This is a genomic window from Salinispira pacifica, from assembly GCF_000507245.1.
Taxonomy (GTDB): Bacteria; Spirochaetota; Spirochaetia; order DSM-27196; family Salinispiraceae; genus Salinispira; species Salinispira pacifica.
In genome coordinates, this window is record NC_023035.1 from 841,641 (window position 1) to 861,603 (window position 19,963).

At 53.7% G+C, this 19,963-nt stretch carries 15 protein-coding genes; 9 read left to right on the forward strand and 6 right to left on the reverse strand.

Features of this window, described 5'->3' with window-relative positions:
- Window positions 1–100: 100 nt before the first annotated feature.
- Window positions 101–2,905, forward strand: coding sequence for an alpha-amylase family glycosyl hydrolase (locus L21SP2_RS16805; protein WP_053335571.1), 2,805 nt, complete (start codon window positions 101–103; stop codon window positions 2,903–2,905).
- Between the two features lie 281 nt (window positions 2,906–3,186).
- On the opposite strand, the gene L21SP2_RS03685 is transcribed toward L21SP2_RS16805, so the two are convergent.
- Genes L21SP2_RS03685 through L21SP2_RS03695 form a run of 3 tightly spaced genes read right to left on the reverse strand, consistent with a single transcriptional unit; the run spans window position 3,187 to window position 5,710 of the window.
- Window positions 3,187–3,687: a hypothetical protein gene (locus tag L21SP2_RS03685; RefSeq protein WP_024267145.1), complete on the reverse strand. Its 501-nt coding sequence runs from the start codon at window positions 3,685–3,687 to the stop codon at window positions 3,187–3,189.
- Entirely contained in the window at window positions 3,684–4,136 is a 453-nt protein-coding gene (locus L21SP2_RS03690) for a hypothetical protein (protein ID WP_169730416.1), read from the reverse strand. The genes L21SP2_RS03685 and L21SP2_RS03690 overlap by 4 nt, the downstream gene beginning before the upstream one ends.
- Window positions 4,137–4,150: 14 nt before the next feature.
- A complete protein-coding gene (locus L21SP2_RS03695) occupies window positions 4,151–5,710 on the reverse strand; it encodes a DUF2268 domain-containing putative Zn-dependent protease (protein ID WP_024267147.1) in 1,560 nt (519 codons plus the stop codon).
- Window positions 5,711–5,798: 88 nt separating this feature from the next.
- On the opposite strand from L21SP2_RS03695, the gene L21SP2_RS03700 reads away from it, so the two are divergent.
- Both L21SP2_RS03700 and L21SP2_RS16810 read left to right on the forward strand, forming a co-directional pair.
- Window positions 5,799–6,683 (forward strand): VIT1/CCC1 transporter family protein, encoded by an 885-nt coding sequence (locus tag L21SP2_RS03700; protein ID WP_024267148.1) that lies wholly within the window; start codon window positions 5,799–5,801, stop codon window positions 6,681–6,683.
- Window positions 6,684–6,723: 40 nt separating this feature from the next.
- Window positions 6,724–7,299 carry a TetR/AcrR family transcriptional regulator gene (locus L21SP2_RS16810; protein WP_024267149.1) on the forward strand — a complete coding sequence of 192 codons (576 nt, stop codon included), beginning with the start codon at window positions 6,724–6,726 and terminating at the stop codon, window positions 7,297–7,299.
- Between the two features lie 106 nt (window positions 7,300–7,405).
- Here L21SP2_RS16810 and L21SP2_RS03710 read toward each other — a convergent pair whose 3' ends face one another.
- The 3 genes from L21SP2_RS03710 to L21SP2_RS03720 form a co-directional block, all read right to left on the reverse strand.
- On the reverse strand, window positions 7,406–9,961 hold the full coding sequence (locus L21SP2_RS03710) for an FAD-dependent oxidoreductase (RefSeq protein ID WP_024267150.1): 2,556 nt from the start codon (window positions 9,959–9,961) through the stop codon (window positions 7,406–7,408).
- A 99-nt stretch (window positions 9,962–10,060) separates the two neighbouring features.
- Window positions 10,061–11,734 (reverse strand): methyl-accepting chemotaxis protein, encoded by a 1,674-nt coding sequence (locus L21SP2_RS03715; protein WP_024267151.1) that lies wholly within the window; start codon window positions 11,732–11,734, stop codon window positions 10,061–10,063.
- Window positions 11,735–11,913: 179 nt separating this feature from the next.
- The gene (locus tag L21SP2_RS03720; protein WP_024267153.1) at window positions 11,914–13,146 is read right to left on the reverse strand and encodes a glycosyltransferase; all 1,233 of its coding nucleotides are present in this window, start codon (window positions 13,144–13,146) and stop codon (window positions 11,914–11,916) included.
- 162 nt (window positions 13,147–13,308) lie between these two features.
- Here L21SP2_RS03720 and ileS point away from each other — a divergent pair, with 162 nt between their 5' ends.
- The 6 genes from ileS to L21SP2_RS03750 all read left to right on the forward strand — a co-directional run bounded on the left by ileS (window position 13,309) and on the right by L21SP2_RS03750 (window position 19,923).
- Entirely contained in the window at window positions 13,309–16,476 is a 3,168-nt protein-coding gene (ileS, locus tag L21SP2_RS03725) for an isoleucine--tRNA ligase (RefSeq protein WP_024267154.1), read from the forward strand.
- Entirely contained in the window at window positions 16,449–17,639 is a 1,191-nt protein-coding gene (locus L21SP2_RS03730; RefSeq protein ID WP_024267155.1) for a hypothetical protein, read from the forward strand. Before ileS ends, L21SP2_RS03730 begins: the two co-directional genes overlap by 28 nt.
- Window positions 17,640–17,701: 62 nt before the next feature.
- Complete coding sequence (gene hisH, locus L21SP2_RS03735; protein WP_024267156.1) at window positions 17,702–18,334, forward strand: imidazole glycerol phosphate synthase subunit HisH; 633 nt, start codon at window positions 17,702–17,704, stop codon at window positions 18,332–18,334.
- Between the two features lie 29 nt (window positions 18,335–18,363).
- Window positions 18,364–19,143, forward strand: a complete 780-nt coding sequence (gene hisF / locus L21SP2_RS03740) for an imidazole glycerol phosphate synthase subunit HisF (RefSeq protein ID WP_024267157.1) — start codon at window positions 18,364–18,366, stop codon at window positions 19,141–19,143.
- Between the two features lie 97 nt (window positions 19,144–19,240).
- Window positions 19,241–19,501, forward strand: a complete 261-nt coding sequence (locus L21SP2_RS03745; RefSeq protein ID WP_024267158.1) for an FmdB family zinc ribbon protein — start codon at window positions 19,241–19,243, stop codon at window positions 19,499–19,501.
- Between the two features lie 41 nt (window positions 19,502–19,542).
- Window positions 19,543–19,923: an ArsR/SmtB family transcription factor gene (locus tag L21SP2_RS03750; RefSeq protein WP_024267159.1), complete on the forward strand. Its 381-nt coding sequence runs from the start codon at window positions 19,543–19,545 to the stop codon at window positions 19,921–19,923.
- The last annotated feature ends 40 nt before the right edge of the window (window positions 19,924–19,963 follow it).

Below are 19,963 nucleotides of genomic sequence, written 5' to 3' on the forward strand. Positions count from 1 at the left end.
TGAATATACATCACATTGTACATCGCCGCCGCGGTAATCATCTGCATGTTTGGGGCATGCATACCCGGCGGGTCGGGTGAAGCTGCATCAAGGGGGAAATATGGTATCTCATCTCTTCAGGAAACCCGGAGGCGGTTCACACCGCATCTACCGGGTTTTTGTGTATTCAGCGCTGATGCTGCTTTTGCTCTTCAGCTTTTCTGCCTGCTCGGTTCCCACAGGGGGCGGGGAAACAGTCTCGGCATCGGCTCCTGCGCCGGCATCCCGGGGAACGGTCGATTCATCGTCGGTGGATTTCCGGGAAGAAAGCATCTATTTTCTGCTTCCCGCCCGTTTCTATGACGGCGATCCGTCCAACAATGTACCCACCGAATGGTCTTCCTACAATCCGGACAATCCGAATAATGAGATTACCGACCCGGAAGATGTGAGCTGGCGGGGAGATTTCAAAGGACTCATCGAACACGGTCTCGACTATATTCAGGATCTGGGGTTCACCGCAGTGTGGCTCACGCCGATTGTCCATAACCGGAGTCCCCTGGACTACCACGGGTATCATGCATGGGACTTCAACCGGGTGGATCCCCGGCTGGAATCACCGGGCTACGGATACCAGGAGTTTATCGATGCAGCCCATGCCCGGGGCATGAAGGTGATTCAGGATGTGGTGTGGAACCACTCCGGCCGGTACGGCATCAAAGATGTGGCCGAACTGAAATACAATACCGACCCCGATTCATCCTGGTACGCACCGCCCAATCCCGACTGGGAGTACGACGGCATCACGCCCAATCCCGATGACGGCAAACTCTGGAGCCGGGCCAATCTGGCGCCCCTTCCAGCGCCCTACAACCAGGACCTCAGTCTCTATAATTGGCCCTCCACCATATCCTTTGTGGATACATCCGACCCCGACTGGTTTCATCACTCGGGAAACGGTTTTGCCCAGGGCTGGGACGATACGGAAAATCTCTACAACCGCGCCCTGGCCGACGACACGCCCGATCTGAACACCGAAAGCCAGGTTGTCCGGGATTATCTTGTTGATGCCTACACCCGCTATATCGACATGGGCGTGGACGCCTTCCGGGTGGATACGGTGAAACACATGGCCCGTGACTCGGTGCTCTATTTTGTGGATGCATTCAAAGCCCATGATCCCGATCTGTTTCTGTTCGGCGAAGTTGCCCAGAAGCGGCATGAGCTGCACCAGGTTGAGGAGATCAACCCCCACTGGTACACCTGGGACGGAGCTGTGGGAAGCTCAAACAATTCCGGGCTGGCGGTGCTGGATTTTTACGCCCAGGCCACCTTCCACGGAGTGTTTGAATACGGCCATTCCTTCAACGAGGTTCAGGCCGCAGCCCGATACGATCACCTATACTCCGATCCTTCCACCAATGTGATGTGGCTGGATAACCACGATTTCGGTCCCAACAACGACTGGAACCGCCGGTTCTCAGGATCGGCGGAGGATCTCGCCGGATACGTGAACTTCACCTGGACATGGCGGGGCATACCAAGCCTCTACTACGGAACGGAAATTCAGTTCAAGAAAGGGGCGTATACCGATATCCACGAAGCAGCGGATATCAACCGTTCCCTGGATAACACCGGACGGGCCTACTATGGTGATAACATCTTCACCGCATCCAGCCATCCGCTGTATCAGCACATCAAAAAAATGAACGCAATACGAAAGGCACTGCCGGCTCTCCAGAAAGGATCCTGGTACTGGGCGGGAAATCCATCCAACGGAAACGGGGTGGGCTATGTGCGAAGTCACGGGCCTCAGACCATTGCCGTGGGAATCGCAAAGGGCGGCTCGGCGAGTTTCAATTTTGACGGTCTGCCTGCAGGAACCTACCGTGATGCGGTCACCGGGGCGGAAATCGAATCCGGAGGCAGCCTCAGCTTCAACGTGGAGCCGGGCTCTGCAGGTATTTACGTCCTTAACGGTCCCGGTCTCATCGGGGGGCTGGGTGCAGGATTCTTCCAGTCCTCAAGCAGCGGACAGGGCGGAGGCAGCGGCGACGGCGGCTCAGACGATCCCTGGGATCAGGCCTACTTCCGGGGCACGGCCAACGGCTGGGCGGCGGATGCCATGAGTGTAAATCCTGACACCGGTCTGTGGGAGACCACCGGAACCTTCGGCACGGACAATCCCCGGTTCAAGATCGACCGCTACGGCGACTGGAGCGAATCCTACCCCGCCCAGGACTACCTGGTGCAGGAAGGCCCGGGGGAGTATCTCATCAGCTTTGACGATTCGGACCGCTCAATAACCCTCGTTAAACTTGGAAGCGGCGATGACGGCGGCTCCGGAGACGGAGGCGATGGCAGCGGCGGATGGAACCAGGCCTACTTCCGGGGGACGGCCAACGGCTGGGCGGCGGACGCCATGAGTGTGAACCCCGACACCGGTTTGTGGGAGACCACCGGAACCTTCGGTACGGACAATCCCCGGTTCAAGATCGACCGCTACGGCGACTGGAGCGAATCCTACCCCGCCCAGGACTACCTGGTTGAAGAAGGCGCAGGTGAATATATGATCAGTTTCGACGCCGCAGATCAGAGCATCCAGCTTGAGAAACTCTCAGACGGAGGCGATCAAAATTCCGGTTCAGGAGAACTGGTGGTTCATTTCGCCGAATATGAGTCCGCAAGCCGGTACATTCTGCACAGCTGGGACGGTTTGAGCGGCGATTTCTCCATGGAATATGAGGGAAATATCAATAACCGGCACTGGTGGTCGGTGACTCTCCAGGATGTACCCGATTCCTTCCTGTTCTGCTTCACCAACAGTAACGGCAACTGGGACGGGGAAAACCGCAGCTACAGCGCCCAGGGAGGTGAAATCTACATCCTTCCCCGGGATGCCACGGTATACCTGACCAGGCCCTGATGCCGGTCCCATTACTCCCGGCAGCTGCCGGGAGACTCATACAAAAACGCCCGAAGCTCAGTTCCCGGCTTCGGGCGTTTTTTGTTGATATTAGCGGCTGATATTCCCGCCGGCTGATTCGGCCGGCGGCCCGGGGAAACAGGACGGCGAGCCGTGAGCAAAAGGCCGGCGAGCCGTGGGAAAAAAGACCGGCGGATAAGGCAGCTGCAGCGGGATGGGGTGTTGAAGTGGGGCGGGGCGCAGATGATGTTGTGAAGGGGCAGGAGGTGGAAAAGATCCTGCTATGCTCCGTCGCCGCCGTTGTTTTCTGCAGGGTCTTCCGTACCGTCCCGGCCGGGGGCGGCGGGTTCTTCGCCGGAGGGTTCACCTTGTTCGCCGGGAACGAAAAGATATCCGCCGAAGGGCCCGTAACGCAGGGGGTAGAGCTGGCGGTATTCCTTCTCGTAATCCTCTTTGCTCAAGAGCCTGCCCTGAATGGATACGGTTGAACCCTGGGATTCATTCACAAGGCTGCGTGCGCCGGGACCGATCAGTCCCAGGGAGCTCACTCCTCCGGTCTGTGTAATCCCGTCTTCATCGAGAATCAGTGCCGGACTGGAGGTTCTGGCATCCCCCAGCATTCTCACAACTCCGGTAAGTGTAATTGACTCCATGCTCTCATCCACTCCCTGAACAAAGGTCCGGCCGGGCAGCTCCTCCTGGGGTGAGGCGCTGAGGAAAGCTGCCGTCATCATCAAGGCGAGAATAAGACAGATAATCTGATATCTGTAATGTCGGTTCATTGTGTATCTCCTGCATGTTGAAAATCTATAAGATGATATTCCAGGGATGAAAGTCTTCCGTTCACAAGGTACACCGGGCGTACTTCCACGGTGCCCCGAAGGACAATCTCACCGTTTCCGGACAAAACTCCCGTTTCCAGCATCTCTGAGATCCTGTTCTCATCCAGAATATAATAATAGTACTCTCCGGATTCAAAGACCTTCAGGGCGGGCCGGTTGAACGGGGTGCTTCCAAGGCTTACCAGATATCCGTTGAGCTCCCGGGACCCCGCAGGTACAGGCCGGGGCATCTGCTTGGGACCGTCAATCTCTCCGGGGAAGGATGCGCCGTAAAGTTCATCGCTTACCGTCTCTCTTTCCGATTCAGCCCCGCCGGCTGCGGCTGTGCTCATGGGAGCAAGGGTCAACAGCAGCACCAATACGGTGCTGCAAGAGACGCGTTTTATCACGGTTTTTACATGCATCACGGACCGTAGACCCTGCCTATGGGCATGGATCCGAAACCCGGGCTGCCGGAGCGGCTTCCCGGGGAGTCTTCAACGTAAAGCATGTTCCGCTCAAATGTTTGGGAGGTACTGGTGGCCGTGAATGGTCCGGTCTGGATGGCTGCACCGGAGTGCATGGGGTTAAAGGCCACGATTATATACGCTTTACCCTCACTTGATTCCAGATCTACCTTAGTGAAGTTGGAAAACCCCTGGTAGATTTTCAATTGCTTACCGTCCGAATCTATAGCGGTCGCAACCACAGGGTTGCCAACATTAAAACCCAAATATGAAAGCCCGGCTTCATTTTCAATGTCACTCTGGTCGACTTCGCTTACGAAATCCGGGTGGGCATAAATCAGTCTGTCTCCGCCGGATAGGGCGTAGGATGAGTTGAAAACATAGAGATCCTGAAGACGTAGTTGGTCTTCTGTGTTCATTTCATCGGAATACCCTATGAGATACTCCGGTGCTAACAGGATTCCCCCCTGACTGCTCACAATAACACCGTTGGATTCATTGTGATTCACGCTGTCAAAATCCCGGAAGCCGTACAGGCCGCTGGGCTGTAAAAGCACCGTTGCAGCCAGCCAGGTTCCCAGGGCGTTTTCCCAGGTGGCTGCATCGTTATTGCTCACGTCAAGGCCCCCCAGGTCTGTGCCGTCCCTGTCAGCAATCAGCTTGGTGATCGCCCGGTAGTCGCTGTAGGGGGATGAAAAAATATCGGAGTAAACATCCCTGCCGCCGCCGTGGGCGCGGAGCCAGTGAAAAAACAAATAGACGGAGGAATAGTCCTCGGCCAGATCCCGGTCCCAGGTAACGAAGTTATTGCCCTTAACATATCGCCTGCCAGGATCAAAATAATAATAGCCCACCCTGTTTTCCAGCAGACCGTCGGTGTACAGCTCCTCGGCGGAGAGGGAGAGACCTTCATTTACCCATGTTTCCACCTGGGTGTAGCCTCCGGAATCATTGAACACATTCCAGCGGCTGAAATTCACCAGATGCTGGTACTCGTGGGCAACGGTGGAGAGGATCCCCCCCAGGTTTTCCAATCCGGGATCGGTATCAATATACAGAATCTCACCGCCGTTGCTGTTTGGATTCATGATTAAGTCTGTACCGTCGAAATAGCCGGCAATGAAGGGATCGCCTTCGAACTTATACCCGTCCTTGATATCCAGAAGAAGAAGAATTACCCGTCCATTTTCATCCAGATCTGCCGGAGGACCATAGTGTTCTGTAACCAGGGGCAGTATTTCCGAATCGAATTCCTCCAGCATGGTCTGTATAAGTGACTTATCCACATCTTCGCCTTTTTCAACGTAAATAATGGCGGATTCGCTGTGGGCTTTCAGCCTTGCCTTGATTGTATAAAAGCTATTATCGATGTTCCGTACATTAAACTCCCGGACTCTTTCGTCGGGCAAAAAGAGATTTCCGCAGGAGCTGAACATGAACACTGTAAGCAGTGCAAGCAGCATGAAGCCTGTGCGGGGAGGCAGCCCGAAGCGGGAAATATTGACCTTTTTCTTCATTGAACACTATCCTTTCATTATATTGTACGGATAATATACCCGGTTCGTCAGTTTTTATCCACGAAAGAATGCGACAAAAGGAGACCAGATGAATGAGCGGAAACTTGACAAAGAAACATTAAAACGTCTCTTTGTATTTCAAAAAAATGAGGTTACCGAGCATCGGATCTACTCCCGGCTTGCCAAGTCGGAAAAAGACCCGGAAAACCGGAAGGTGCTGGAACATATTGCATCTCAAGAAAAGAAACACGCCGATATTTTGGCGAAATACACCGGAAAAAACCCCAGGCCCATGGGGTTCAGACTGTTTTTCTACACCTTTATCGCCCGCACCATGGGCCTCACATTCGGTGTGAAACTGATGGAAAAGCGCGAGGAAGCCGCCGAAGAGGCGTACCGGGAGATCGCCCACCTGGTGCCCGAGGCTGAACAGATTGCATCTGAAGAGGATGAGCATGAAAACCAGCTGGTGAATATGCTGAACGAGGAGCGGCTGGATTACATGGGATCCATTGTGCTGGGACTGAACGATGCGCTGGTTGAACTCACCGGCGCACTTGCGGGGCTGACCTTTGCCCTTCAGAATACCAGCCTCACTGCAGCCGCCGGATTAATTACCGGAATCGCCGCCAGCATGTCCATGGCAGCCAGCGAGTATCTGAGTACCACTGCAGATGAAGAGGCAAAGTCCAAGGCGGTGAAATCGGCGGTGTACACCGGGATTGCCTATATTCTCACGGTTATCCTGCTGATTCTTCCGTATCTGCTTCTCCAGAACGGGATTCTTGCTCTTGCAGTGACTTTGACCATCGCAGTAGCCATAATCTTTTTCTTTAATTATTATATCTCCATTGCAAAAGATCTGAATTTCTCCCGCCGATTCTGGGAAATGGCGTTGTTGAGTCTGGGAGTGGCCGCAATCAGTTTCGGAGTGGGCTTTGTGGTTCGCCAGGTGTTCGGCATAGATGTATAAAACACATCCCAGCATAAAATGTCCCACAGGATGATGGCAGATGAGAGCCGATAAAGCCCGTAATAAAGAGCAGATTATTCAAACCGCTGTAAGCATGATCACCCCCTGGAATTTTGAGGCGGTATCTCTGGATGAGATTGCCAGGGAATCGGGGGTCACCAGGGCTACGGTGTATAATCACTTTTCCTCCAAGCTGGAATTAATCAAAGAGATAACCATGCCCTCAATGGACTATATTACCAGTGAGCTGAAAGCGGGGCTGGATGAGGCTGAGGTGACCCTCCACGGGCTGTTCGCCATTCTGTTTCGAACCTATGAACTGCATCATCAGGGGTTGGAACTTGCCTCCTGCAAGGGGCTGAATGACGACCCCGACGTGCTGGCCTCATACGGGGAGTTTATCGGGTACTTTTGGCGCTATATGGAGAGGGCCAGGCCGGAGGGATATCCTCTGGGGAAAGAGGAGTCGGGAAGGCTGATCTCCCGGATATATCTTCCTGTATTAAATCATATCCATGATGAGAAGAACGGCATCTCCCCGGGGGAAGATCCCCGGCAGGTCCGCCTTGACCGGTTTTCCCGGATACTCAGCGGTGCTCTGGGGATTTGCGGATAAATCCGTGATTCCGGGGGAGGGCAGGCGCTCGCCCCCTCCCCGCGGGCGAGGAGGCCGGGGCCGGGCTGCATCCGAATTCGGCCGGGCACCTGGCAGCGGCGCACACTTAAATAAAGAGGTTCACCCCGGCGCTGCTTGCGGCTTCCAGATAGCTTGCCACTCCGCCGATTTCCACGCCGTCGATCAGCTCTTCGGCCTTTACGCCCATCACATCCATGGACATCTGGCATGCAACCATGCGCACACCGTTCTCCCGGGCCTGATCGATCATGGTTTCCAGACTGTCGATGTTCAGCTTCTTCATTCGTCTGCGCATCATGCCTGCACCCATGCCTGCCATGTTCATTTTGCTCAACCCCAGCTTTTTACTGCCCCGGGGGAGCATGAGGGAGAACATTTTCCCCATGAAGTCTTTTTTGACGCCCCGGGTCTTCCGGCTCTTTTTGATGACGCTTAATCCCCAGAAGGTGAAAAAGAGGGTAACTTTTTTTCCGGCGCTGGCTGCACCGTTGGCGATCACGAAGTTGGCCAGGGCCTGATCCAGACTGTCGGAGAATACCACCATGGTGCTTTCATTGCCCGCGTTGCTTCCTGATCTGCCTGCAGTGCCGTTTTGCGCTGCACTGTCCCGGGCGGCGGCTTTCCGGACTTCCGCCACGATATTGGCTCCGTCCTGCTCAAGACTCACCAGGGTGTTGCCGGTCATATTGCACCAGCTTTTCACATCCTTGTAGAAGCCCGGATCGGTGGCGGTCTCCCGGATTATCTGCCCCTCTGAGGCACTGTCCACGCTTTTTTTCAGGGCCATAATCGGGCCGGGACATTGAAGTCCCCGGGCATCGATTTCCATTTTCTTGATACCTGCCGCCGAAGCCATGACAGAATCCGATACCGGTGCAGAGCCCGGCTGTGCACTCTTCCGGTCCGGATCCACCTGATAGATGTTGTCATCCTTCCAGATGGTGTCATTTTCAAATATGTCCTCGTTGCTCTGTTTCTGGGCGGCATATTCGTAGGTCTTGTACCCTCCGGAAAGGTTGAATACATCTTCAAATCCATTCTGTCGGAGAATCCGTTCCGCCTGATATGCCCGCAGTCCCACTCCACAGAACACGATAATGGTTTTGTTCCGGTCAAGTTCACCCAGACGGCTTCGCACTTCATACACCGGTATGTTCACCGCTCCGTCTATGCTTCCCAGCTGATATTCCTCGGGGGTGCGCACATCCACCAGCTGCATTTCATCAGGGTTGCAGCCTGCGGCCACCTCGTTCCAGTGGATGTGCCGGCTTCTGCCGGTGAGAATGTTTTCCGCCACGAACCCCGCAATGTTCACCGGATCTTTCGCCGAAGAGTAGGGGGGCGCATAGGCGTGCTCAAGTTCCATGAGATCCTGGACGCTACCTTCCTGTCGGATTACCGCGGCTATCATATCGATCCGCTTATCAACCCCTTCGTACCCGATAATCTGGGCCCCAAGAACCCGGCCTTCATCCTTGGAGAAGAGGGTTTTAATGGTTACCGGCATGGCGTTGGGATAGTAGCCTGCGTGGCTTGATCCGTGGGTGATGATGGAGTGATAGGGTATGCGGTGCTTGTTCAGTGTCTTTTCGCTGGCTCCGGTGGATGCTACGGTGATGTCGAACACCTTGGCGATGGCCGTGGAAATGGAACCCCGGTACTCTTTTTGATTTCCGAACACAATATTATCTGCGCAAATCCGCCCCTGCTTGTTGGCAGGACCTGCCAGATAGGTGATGGTGGGCTGTTTGGTGATGGGATTGATGAATTCTATGGCATCGCCCACCGCATAGATATCTTTTTCCGAAGTTTCCAGGTGGGAGTTAACCTTAATGCCTCCGGTTTCCCCGGTTTCAATTCCGCAATCCCGTGCCAGACGGCTTTCGGGCCGGACGCCGATGGAGAGGATCACCATATCGGTTTCGATGGTTCTGCCGCTCTGAAGGGTTATGATGATCCGCTCCTGACCGTCTGCTCCCTTCTGTCTGCTGAAATTGCTGACTCCGTCCTGAAGATAGAATTCCACATCCTTGGTTTTCAGATGCTGATGAACCTGGGCGGCCATCTCATAGTCCACCACATTCATCACCTGCTGGGCCATTTCCACGATGGTGACATAGAGTCCTTTTTCGTGCAGGTTCTCCGCCATTTCCAGACCGATAAATCCGGCACCCACGATCACCGCTTTACGGGGATTGTGTTCCTCAACGAAGGTTTTAATGGCGTCGGTTTCCGGCACAGAACGAAGGGTGAAAATACCTTCGGACTGGATGCCCGGAATGGGAGGCTTCACCGGTTCCGCACCGGGAGAGAGCACCAGCTTGTCGTAGCTCTCCCGGTATTCTTCCCCTGTTTCCAGATTTTTTACGCTGATATGCTTCGATTCCGGGTCTATGGATGTTACTTCGCTGCGGATTCGTACATCAATATTCAGATTTTCCCTGAAGCTTTCGGGAGTTTGAACAAAGAGTCGATCCCGGTCCTGAATCACATCGCCGATGTAGTATGGCAGACCGCAGTTTGCGTAACTGATGTACCCGCCCCGTTCGAAAATAACGATCTCTGCATCTTCCTGAATTCTCCGCAGCCGTGCTGCTGTGGTTGCGCCGCCGGCCACGCCACCGATAATTAGTACTTTCATATATGCTCCTAAATACATATGCGGAAAAACTGATATTAGTGGTAATTGTAGGGGGGCGGTGGAATTGTGTCAACAATATATATAAATATATATATAAAATTATATCGAAAATACTTCCACAAGTTCGGATAGTCTGCGGCTCAGGGAGTTGAGTTCATCGGCAGCGGCTGAAAGCTCCTCGGCGCTTGCGGTGTTACTCTGGGTTACCGCAGATATCTGGTCAATCCCGTCAGTTATCTCGGAAATCTGTGAATCCTGATTCTGCAGTACTCGGCGAACCTCATCCAGTCTGCTGTGAATATCTCCTGTGGACTGGGCGACTTTCACCAGCACGGAATTGCCGTTTTCGATCCCGGCCTTTACGCTGCCGGTCAATTCGTTATTCCTGGAGATCAGATCCCTGGTTTCAGCCACGGCGTCCGTGCTTCTGGCGGCCAGATTCCGCACTTCTTCGGCAACAACAGAAAATCCTTTTCCATATTTACCTGCCCGTGCGGCCTCCACGTTGGCATTGAGGGCAAGCAGGTTGATCTGGAACGAGATGTCGTCGATGGTTTTGGTGATACTTTGAATATCCGATGCCGATTGCTCCAGCTCCGCCATGTTCCGGATGAGCTCATTGTTCATTTGAGTGTTCTGTTCCACCAGCTGCCGGGCGTCCCGGGAAGCTTCGGCAACCTTGTCGGCGCTGCGGGTGTTCTCACGGGACCGGGTGCGGATCTCATTCAGGTTTGAGGAGATCTGTTCCAGGCTGGCCGCCTGCTCACTGGCGCCGCTGGCAACCGTCGATGCGGATTCTGAAAGTTCGCCGGCTGCAGAACGGCTGTTTTCCGTTGCATTGCGCACCTGATAAATGAGATCGCTAAGGCTGTCCCGTGTCTGGACGAGCGCACGGGCGAACCTGTCATCCGGTCCCTCGGCTTGTATTTCCTGTTTCAACTGACCGTTTCCCATTTCCATCAGTAGCTGCATGCGATGGTCGAGCATTCTGCTGAGTTTGATGAAACTCGATCTGAGTTGACCGATTTCGTCACTCCGTGTGTTTTCAGCCTGAATCTCCGCCAGGGCTCCCCTGCCGAGAATTGCTGCGGTGTCGGTGACCTCCTGTAGAGGATTGCTGATACCCCTTCTGATATACACAAGAACCAGCAGACTGTAGACCAGGATGAATCCCAGGATAATAAATTGACCGGTAATAAGCGATGCCACCTTCCGCTCATTTCCCTCCTGCATCAGTACCACCGCAGCATTCATATCCCCCAGCAATGAAACACTCAAAGAAGAAAGCGAGTTCAGAGCTGCAGTGTCCGGTAGTTCTGTGTTTTGAGATACCCGGGAAGGTTCCGAAGATCTGTTTTCCCGGCGGCTTTGAAGAACGCTGTCGGCTTCCTGCCGGTAGCGCTCCCATTTTTCTGTCCCTGCCTCCAGCGCACTGAGAATTTCCGGTGTGAGTGCCCCGGGAATACTGCGATAGCGTTCCATGCTCAGATCAAGGGGAATTTGTCCGCCGTCACGAAGGGCGGTAAGGCTTGCATGAAAAACATTTCTGGTATTCCTGTGAGATTCCAGCCACTGATCTTCACCACTGATAAGGTAGTGAAACAGCTCTTTGGTCATTCTCTGTGTCAGCATTCTCTGACGGCCTGCCATGTTGATCAACACTCCATCGTCGGCCTGCTGACGGGTAATGCTCAGCGTAAGAATGACCGTGGCAAGGAAAAGCAGAATGTATCCTGATAAAATGGCGAAAAAGCGTGTGGAAAGACGCTGCATTCGGTCCTCCTGATGCACATATTGTAGTAAATCAGAGTATTGAGGTCAAAAAAACGACTCCTGCAGCTGTGACGGTCCTTGTGCGGGTTCTGTGAGGGTGTGAAATGAGTGTGTGACGTGAGCGGCTGCTATGCCATGGGCACCGATCCCGGAGGGCCTTGCCCCAATCAGGGAGTGGTTTATTTCCGGCTGTAGAGAATATCCAGAATTTTGTTCCGCTTCTCAGGCAGAGCAGGCAGGTTCATGATGTAATCCACAATCCGGGACGTGCCGTTGGTGATCCCGGCCTTGCGTATGCGGGATATGGTGGAGTCGAAGAGTTCGGGATGCTCAAGAATTTCGTTAATCTTTTCCATCATCAGCCTGGGCTTGGTGATGAACCACCCCAGCTGGTTGTTCACCACAAAATCCACGTTTCCCTGTTCCTGGCCGTAAAGCCGCTGGGTGAGGATCAGCGGTTTCTGAAGGAGCAGGGCTTCAAAAATCGTTGCGGGCCCCGCTTTGGTGACAATTACATCCGCCATGTTCATCAGCTCATACATGAAATTCACAAAACCGAAAACATGGATTGATGCCTGGGAATATTTTTCGGCAATTTCCTGTACCCGTTCGTACTGGCTGATATTCCGGCCGCATACAAAGACGATCTGGGTGTCCAGCCCCGCCCGGCTGATGGCCTCAAGGTATTTTTCTCCCCGGGGAAGGCCCTCGCCTCCGCCGGCCATGAGAATCAGCCGCTTATCACGGGAAAACCCGTATTCATCCCGGAGATTGAGGCGGGTTTCCCTGTCCAGGGGGCGGTTGAATTTTGAACTGAGAATGGGGGGAAGCTGGACCACCTCCCGTTTTCTGGGAAGAAGCATGGGGGGCATGCCCAGCCAGCGTATGGAGGTTCTGGCCTGCTTCTCCGCCCGCTGGGAAAAAACGATCATGGGTGCAAACTGGCGGTAAAACCACAGGGGATGGCAGGAAAACGGATCCAGAACCACGGTGACCACCGGAATATCCAGCCGCCGGGTCTGCCTGAGTGCTCGGAACAGGGGCCTGGTAAGAAGAAAATGAAGGTTCACCACCCGGGTGATCCGGTGCTTTCTGATATATTTCCGTAAAAACGGTACCGAGAAAAAGTTCATCGCCTTGGTATGGAAGTTCATCACAAAAGGAATGTTGGAAACCTGGTAGATAATAGACCAGAGAAACGGCAGGGTGAGGGTGGAAAAGCGGTAACCCCGCTCAACCAGGGTTCTCTGGATCTCGGAACCGTTGTCGGGAATGCCGTCGAAGAGGTGAATTTCCACTTCTTCCGGGGAATATCTGAATTCCAGTTCGTTGGCCAATGCCCGGGCTGCGGAAATATGCCCGCCTCCGGTGGATAAATACAGAAACAGGATCCGTTCTCTCGTCTCGTTCATTGTAAAAGACTATACCACAGCAGGGGGAGGCTGTCTTCATGAATCCGGAGCTTCTTTCCCCCTTGGCGGTTCTGTTCATGAACCTTTGTTCAACTTGACCATTGAGTTTATCGTCATTAGTATGGTGTCTCTGACCAACCGTACCCTCGTAAGGAGTAAGTTTTGTATAAACCAGTAGATCCCAGAGTGAGTTTTCCCAAGATGGAAGAGGCCATTCTCAAATTCTGGGAAGATAAGAGTATTTTCCAAAAATCAATAGATCAGCGAGAAGACGCGGAAGAATTTGTTTTTTATGACGGACCTCCATTTGCAACGGGACTTCCTCATTTTGGTCATTTTGTCCCGGGAACCATCAAGGATATTATCCCCAGATATCAGGCCATGAACGGCAAAAAAGTTCATCGCAGATTCGGCTGGGACTGTCACGGGCTTCCCGTTGAATATGAAATGGAAAAAGAGCTGGGAATTTCCGGCAAAAGCCAGATTGAAGAGTACGGAGTTGCCGAATTCAACGAAGCCTGCCGGGGAATTGTTCTCCGCTACACCGGTGAGTGGGAGCAGACCGTAACCCGGATGGGACGCTGGGTGGATTTTGAAAATGACTACAAGACCATGGATCCCGACTACATGGAATCCATCTGGTGGGTGTTCAAGCAGCTGTGGGAGAAGGGGCTCGTCTATGAAGGGGCGTACATTCTGCCCTACAGTCCCAAGCTTGCCACACCCCTGTCGAATTTCGAAGTGAATCTCGGCGGATATAAGGACGTACACGATCCTGCCATCACCATCAAATTTACCGTAACAGGTGATCAGAACGGAAAGCTTCCCTTCAGCGGTAAGGGTGCTGCAGGAAACGGCAAGCTCTCCCTGCTGGCCTGGACGACAACTCCCTGGACCCTGCCTTCCAATCTCGGGCTTGCAGTGGGGGAAGATATTGACTACGTCCGTATTTCCGACGGCGATGAAGAGTTCATTCTTGCCGAAAGCAGGCTGTCCCATTACTACAAAGATGAAAACGATTACCGCATTCTCAACCGTCTGAAAGGCAAGGACCTGGAGGGCTGGCAGTATGAACCGGTATTTCCCTATTTCAAGGATCTTCACAATGAAGGCGGATTCCGGATCCACATGGGTGATTTTGTAACCACCCAGGACGGTACGGGAATTGTACACATTGCTCCGGGTTTCGGAGAAGACGATTACCGTGTTTTGAAACACAGCGGACTGCCGGTGGTTGTGCCCATCGATGCAGAGTGTCAGTTCACCGATGAAATTCCCGAATACGCAGGGCTTTTTGTAAAAGACGCCGACCGGCCCATCATCAATGCCCTGAAGGAAAACGGGAAACTTGTGCGAAGGGAAAACTACCTTCACAGCTATCCCCATTGCTACCGAACCAAAGCGCCTCTCATTTACCGGGCCATTTCCTCATGGTTTGTGGATATCGAAAAAATCAAGCAGATCATGCTGGATGCAAACGATGAAATCAACTGGATACCCGGACATCTGCAGAAGGGAAGGTTCGGAAAATGGCTGGAGAATGCCCGTGAATGGGCCATCAGCAGAAACCGTTTCTGGGGTAATCCTCTGCCGGTCTGGAAATGCGAAGAATGCGGTCATACAGAATGTGTGGGAAGCCGCCAGGAGTTGAAGGACAAATCCGGTGTGATGGTTGAAGATCTCCACAAGCATTATGTTGATGAGATCAGCTGGAGCTGTTCCTGCGGGAAGGGCGAGATGAAGCGGATTCCCGAAGTCCTGGACTGCTGGTTTGAATCAGGCGCCATGCCCTATGCCCAGAACCATTATCCCTTTGAAAACAAGGAATCCTTTGAAGCAAATTTCCCGGCGAATTTCATCGCCGAGGGTCTGGATCAGACCAGGGGGTGGTTCTACACTCTCACCGTTCTGGCCGCCGCCCTCTTCGAGAAGCCGGCGTTCAAGAATGTGGTGGTGAACGGACTGGTTCTGGCTGAAGACGGCAGGAAAATGTCCAAGAGCGAACGGAACTACTCCGATCCGGTGGAAATCATCGGGACATACGGGGCGGATGCTCTGCGTCTCTTCCTCATGGACTCTGCTGTGGTCCGGGCTGAGGATCTCAAGTACTCCGACGACGGGGTGAAAGAGGTGCTCAAATCGGTAATAATTCCCCTGTGGAACGCCTACAGCTTCTTTGTCACCTATGCGAATATCGACGGCGTACAGCCCGATGCCGCCCCGGAAAACCCCACCAATCCCCTGGACCGCTGGATTCTCTCTGCTATAGAAACCCTGGTGGAGGAAGTCCGGGCGAACCTGGACGCCTATGACCTTCAGCGTGCAGTGGATCCTGTTGTAAAATTCATCGACCAGTTGAACAACTGGTATATCCGCCGAAGCCGCCGAAGGTTCTGGCGGAGTGAAAACGACGACGACAAGCTTGAGGCGTACTCAACCCTGTATGAGGTGCTGGTGAAGCTGGTGAAGGTGGCTGCACCCTTCGTTCCTTTTATCAGTGAGGAGATTTTCCAGAATCTGAAAACCGACGGCATGAGCGAATCGGTGCACCTCTGTGATTTCCCCCAGGTTAACAGCCGGCGCCGGGACAGTCTTCTTGAACACAAGATGGCCATAACCCAGCAGGCTGTGAGCATGGGCCGTGCAATCCGCAGCCTTCATAACCTGAAGGTCCGGCAGCCTCTGAACGCCATCCATCTGGTTACCAAAAACCGGGATGAAAAAAACATTCTCATTGAAATGGAAGACATCATCCGGGAAGAACTGAATGTGAAGGAAGTGATCTTCCGGGACAACGAGGAAGATCTGGTGGAATATTCCGCCAAGGCGAACTTCCGGGTTCTGGGAAAGGAACTGGGCAAGGATATGAAGGAAGCCGCCGGAAAAATCGCATCCCTCAGCCCCACCGAGATTCAGAGCATTCTGGACGGGAACACCCTGAGCATCGATATCAGCACCAGAAGCATCGACCTCACCGTGGATTCGATCATCGTTCAGCGGGAGGAGAAGGAAGGACTGAAAGTTCTCAACGAAGGAAGCCTTACCGTTGCCCTGGACCCTGTGGTTACCGAAGAGTTGAAACAGGAAGGCCTGGTGCGGGACCTGGTCCGGGGAATCCAAAATCTCCGAAAGGAGAGCGGCCTGGAAGTTACCGACCGGATTACACTGGTGGTGAACGGGGATGATGAACTTCAGGAATCTCTGGAGGCTCACAAGGAATACTTCCAGAGCGAAGTTCTGTGTGACAGTCTGGAATTCAGCTCCGACTCCCAGCCGTCCCAGGTCAATTCCGGAGAAGTTTCATGTACAGTAAATCTGGCAAAAAGCTGAATATTCTGGCGGCATTCCTCCGGCAGGTCATTATCCTGCCGGCGGCAGCTGCCTTGCTCCTCTTTGCAGGCTGTGTAAGCACCGATCTGCCGGGGCTTCGGGATGAAGTCTCCCTGCCTGCCGGTGTTCCTGGGCTTGAGCCGGCTCCCCATTTCACCCTGCTGTCCGCTTCCGGCATCGATGTTATTCAGCTTGAAATTGCATCAACTCCGGAAGAGCTGCTGAGAGCGTTTCTGCCGGAGAACATCGACGACAGATCGCTGAACCTTATCCGGCGCTACTTCCGTCGCCTGGTAATCGCATTTCCCCGGCGGGGTATGCTTCCCGGCGAGGGGCCGGTAATTTTAGCCGGTCATTCGGTTCCCTGGTGGATTCTCCGTTCCCAACTGAAGAAAAACGGCTTTGAAAAGCTGCGCTTCCACGGTCCCGACGGGCGGGTGACCCGTTTTGTCATGCCCTCCCGGGGCATCGGCAGCATGACGGTGATGAAGGTCGGCGCCGGAACCGCAGCCGTCACCATCGGTACCCCGCTGAATGCATCCCCGTCGGAAATTCTGGCTGAACAGGAGAGAATTTCCTCTGTTCGCTCTATCATCCAAAGCAGCAGCCGAACCTCCCTTGCCGCTGAAGATCAGTACATGAAGAACGGTGAAAATTCTCAACTCACCGAAACTTCCGGGCAGTCTGACACATCCGGTCAGTCTGATACCGCCGGTCAGTCTGAGACCGCCGGTCAGTCTGAGACCGCCGGACAGGTGGAAATTCTCCAAAACCATATCGGGGAAATTCTCCGGGAGGATCAGTTTCTTCTGGGGGCAATCGGTTCAGGCAGTGCCATGGGCGGAACCGGGATGGCAGGCGTTACCCCTTCAAGCCCTGTACCGGGTTTTCTGTCCCTTGACCCGGGGCTTCTGGACTCCATGTGGATCGGGCTGCACCCCAAGGGCGAGCTGATGGGGATGAATGTGCTCATCATGAGCAGAGGGGAAGGCCGGGCCAGAGCCCTCAGCGGAGTGCTCCGCCTGCTGCTTTTGCGTCAGCTCAGAAAGACTCTTCCGGGTCTGGACGAGCCGGAGTACCGGGAGCTGATCCGGATGGAACGCCGGGGTAATGTCCTGATTATTAAAGATTACCCCCTGAGCAGCGCTGCCCTTCTGAACTGACCGGCTGACCGCCTCCCGATCCCCGGGTGGGGAGTGAAAACGGCATGAATCAAGGAGATATAATGATAACCGTAATTGATTATGATGCAGGCAACCTCCGTTCGGTGGAAACTGCCCTGGAACATCTGGGGGCCTCCTACCGGGTAAGCCCCGACCCCGCAGATATTGCAACTGCCGATAAAATTCTCTTTCCCGGGGTGGGTGAGGCTGCCCATGCCATGGCGGTGCTCCGAAAGCGGGGCATTCCCCAGGCCCTTACCGAAGCGGTGAAAAAGGGAACTCCTGTTCTGGGAATTTGTATCGGAAGCCAGATTATTCTGGATGCCTCCGATGAAGGACCCACCGAATGTCTGGGTCTGGAAGCCGGCCGGGCGAAATACTTCAGCAGCGAATTCCAGGCCCACGGCATTACCGGATTGAAAGTGCCCCACATGGGCTGGAATCAGGTGCGGGTGAATGAGTCCCATCCTTCTGCCGGGCTGTTCAGGGGCATTCCGGAGAATTCCAGTTTTTACTTTGTTCACAGCTATTATCCGGAGCCCCGGGATGCATCGGTTCACCTGGCGGAGACCGAATACGGTTTTCCCTTTGTTTCCGCCTACGGCAGGGAAAATCTTATTGCATGTCAGTTTCATCCCGAAAAGTCAGGTCCTGCAGGGCTGCGGCTTCTGGATAATTTTATCAGGAATTTTTAGAAAGCAGATGGTTTCAACGGAGGATTCACATGCTGGAAAAACGGGTAATCGTCTGTCTGGATGTCCGGGACGGCAAGACGACCAAAGGAATTAAATTCAAGGGCAATGTTGATATCGGCGATCCGGTGGAGATGGCCCGGGATTATTATGAACAGGGCTGTGATGAACTGGTGTTTTATGATATCACCGCATCCAGTGAAGACCGGGGCATATTCATCGACGTGGTTGAAAAGGTCGCCAGGGAAATTTTTATCCCGTTCTGCGTGGGCGGCGGCCTTTCAGGGATTGAAGATATCCGGAGGGTAATATCTGCCGGCGCAGAGAAGGTGAGCCTGAACTCACAGGCTGTGAAAAATCCGGAGATCATTTCCCAGGGGGCGGCAGTATTCGGCAGACAGTGTATTGTTCTGGGGATGGACGCACTGAAGGATGCCGATATGCCTTCGGGCTACCAGGTGGTGATTAACGGAGGCCGGACCCGTACGGGAAAAGATGCCCTGGAGTGGGCTCTGAAAGCCCAGGAGCTGGGAGCCGGCGAAATTGTCCTCAATTCCATCGATACAGACGGCGTACGCAACGGCTATGAAATCGAGCTCACTTCCATGATCAGCAAGGCGGTGGACATCCCCGTGGTGGCTTCCGGCGGGGCGGGACGCCCTGAGCATCTCAGCGAAGTACTCACCCGGGGGCATGCCGATGCGGCTCTTGTTGCCAGCATGGTTCACTACGGGGACTTCAGCATCCATCAGATTAAGGATGCTCTCAGGAAAGACGGAGTGGCGGTGCGCATCCCTGAAGAGATACTGTAGCGGAATATCTTGTCCTAATGCAAAAAAACCGATATATTTATCTGGAAACTACTTTCTTATATATTAAAAATGTTATATAGTATAACGGAGAAGAGAAATGCCATATTATGATTACGAATGTAAAAGCTGCGGGCATGAGTTTGAAACCTTCCAAAGTATGTCCGATGCACCTCTTCAGGAGTGTCCGGAATGCCGAAAAGAAAGCCTGCGCCGGCTCATCGGCGGAGGAAGCGGTGTGATATTTAAAGGCAGCGGTTTTTACATCAATGACAGCCGGAACAAAAGCGGCGGAGACCAGGGCGGCGGCAGCAAGAATGGCAGTTCCCAGAGCAGCCCGGCAGCCAGCTCTGCCAAATAGCCGGATATTGACGCGATGTGGCTGCGTCTGAGGAGAAATGAATGAGTAATGTTCAACAAGTTGATTCCTTTGATACTTCCCGGGCGGAAGAATTCGCCGATGCCAACTGTCCTGAAGACGTGATGGCCGATGCAGCGCAGAAACTGAAGGTGTGCGGGCATCCTGTGCGACTGAAGCTTCTTTGTATGATCTCCCAGCATGCCGAGCCCTGTGTCAGCGAACTGTGGGTCTGTCTGAATCAGCCCCAGCCGGTGGTGAGTCAGCACCTTGCAATTCTGAAAGACAGGGGCATTGTACAGTCGGAGGTGAAAGGCAACAGACGAATATACTCCATTGTGGACCCCTTCATTGACCGTCTGGTGAGCAGTATCAGGAAAAAAGTGGATGAAGTGGAGATGGAAGATACGGCTGTGGAAGCCTGACCCTCCGCTTTACAATCCCGACCTTTCCGCTGTACTCTTC

Excerpts from the sequence above, each read along its gene's own strand:
- L21SP2_RS16805 (WP_053335571.1), top strand. The coding sequence starts at position 101 with ATGGTATCTCATCTCTTCAGGAAACCCGGAGGCGGTTCACACCGCATC.
- L21SP2_RS03685 (WP_024267145.1), bottom strand. The coding sequence starts at position 3,687 with ATGAACCGACATTACAGATATCAGATTATCTGTCTTATTCTCGCCTTG.
- L21SP2_RS03695 (WP_024267147.1), bottom strand. The coding sequence starts at position 5,710 with ATGAAGAAAAAGGTCAATATTTCCCGCTTCGGGCTGCCTCCCCGCACA.
- L21SP2_RS03700 (WP_024267148.1), top strand. The coding sequence starts at position 5,799 with ATGAATGAGCGGAAACTTGACAAAGAAACATTAAAACGTCTCTTTGTA.
- L21SP2_RS16810 (WP_024267149.1), top strand. The coding sequence starts at position 6,724 with ATGAGAGCCGATAAAGCCCGTAATAAAGAGCAGATTATTCAAACCGCT.
- L21SP2_RS03710 (WP_024267150.1), bottom strand. The coding sequence starts at position 9,961 with ATGAAAGTACTAATTATCGGTGGCGTGGCCGGCGGCGCAACCACAGCA.
- L21SP2_RS03715 (WP_024267151.1), bottom strand. The coding sequence starts at position 11,734 with ATGCAGCGTCTTTCCACACGCTTTTTCGCCATTTTATCAGGATACATT.
- L21SP2_RS03720 (WP_024267153.1), bottom strand. The coding sequence starts at position 13,146 with ATGAACGAGACGAGAGAACGGATCCTGTTTCTGTATTTATCCACCGGA.
- L21SP2_RS03730 (WP_024267155.1), top strand. The coding sequence starts at position 16,449 with ATGTACAGTAAATCTGGCAAAAAGCTGAATATTCTGGCGGCATTCCTC.
- hisH (WP_024267156.1), top strand. The coding sequence starts at position 17,702 with ATGATAACCGTAATTGATTATGATGCAGGCAACCTCCGTTCGGTGGAA.
- hisF (WP_024267157.1), top strand. The coding sequence starts at position 18,364 with ATGCTGGAAAAACGGGTAATCGTCTGTCTGGATGTCCGGGACGGCAAG.
- L21SP2_RS03745 (WP_024267158.1), top strand. The coding sequence starts at position 19,241 with ATGCCATATTATGATTACGAATGTAAAAGCTGCGGGCATGAGTTTGAA.
- L21SP2_RS03750 (WP_024267159.1), top strand. The coding sequence starts at position 19,543 with ATGAGTAATGTTCAACAAGTTGATTCCTTTGATACTTCCCGGGCGGAA.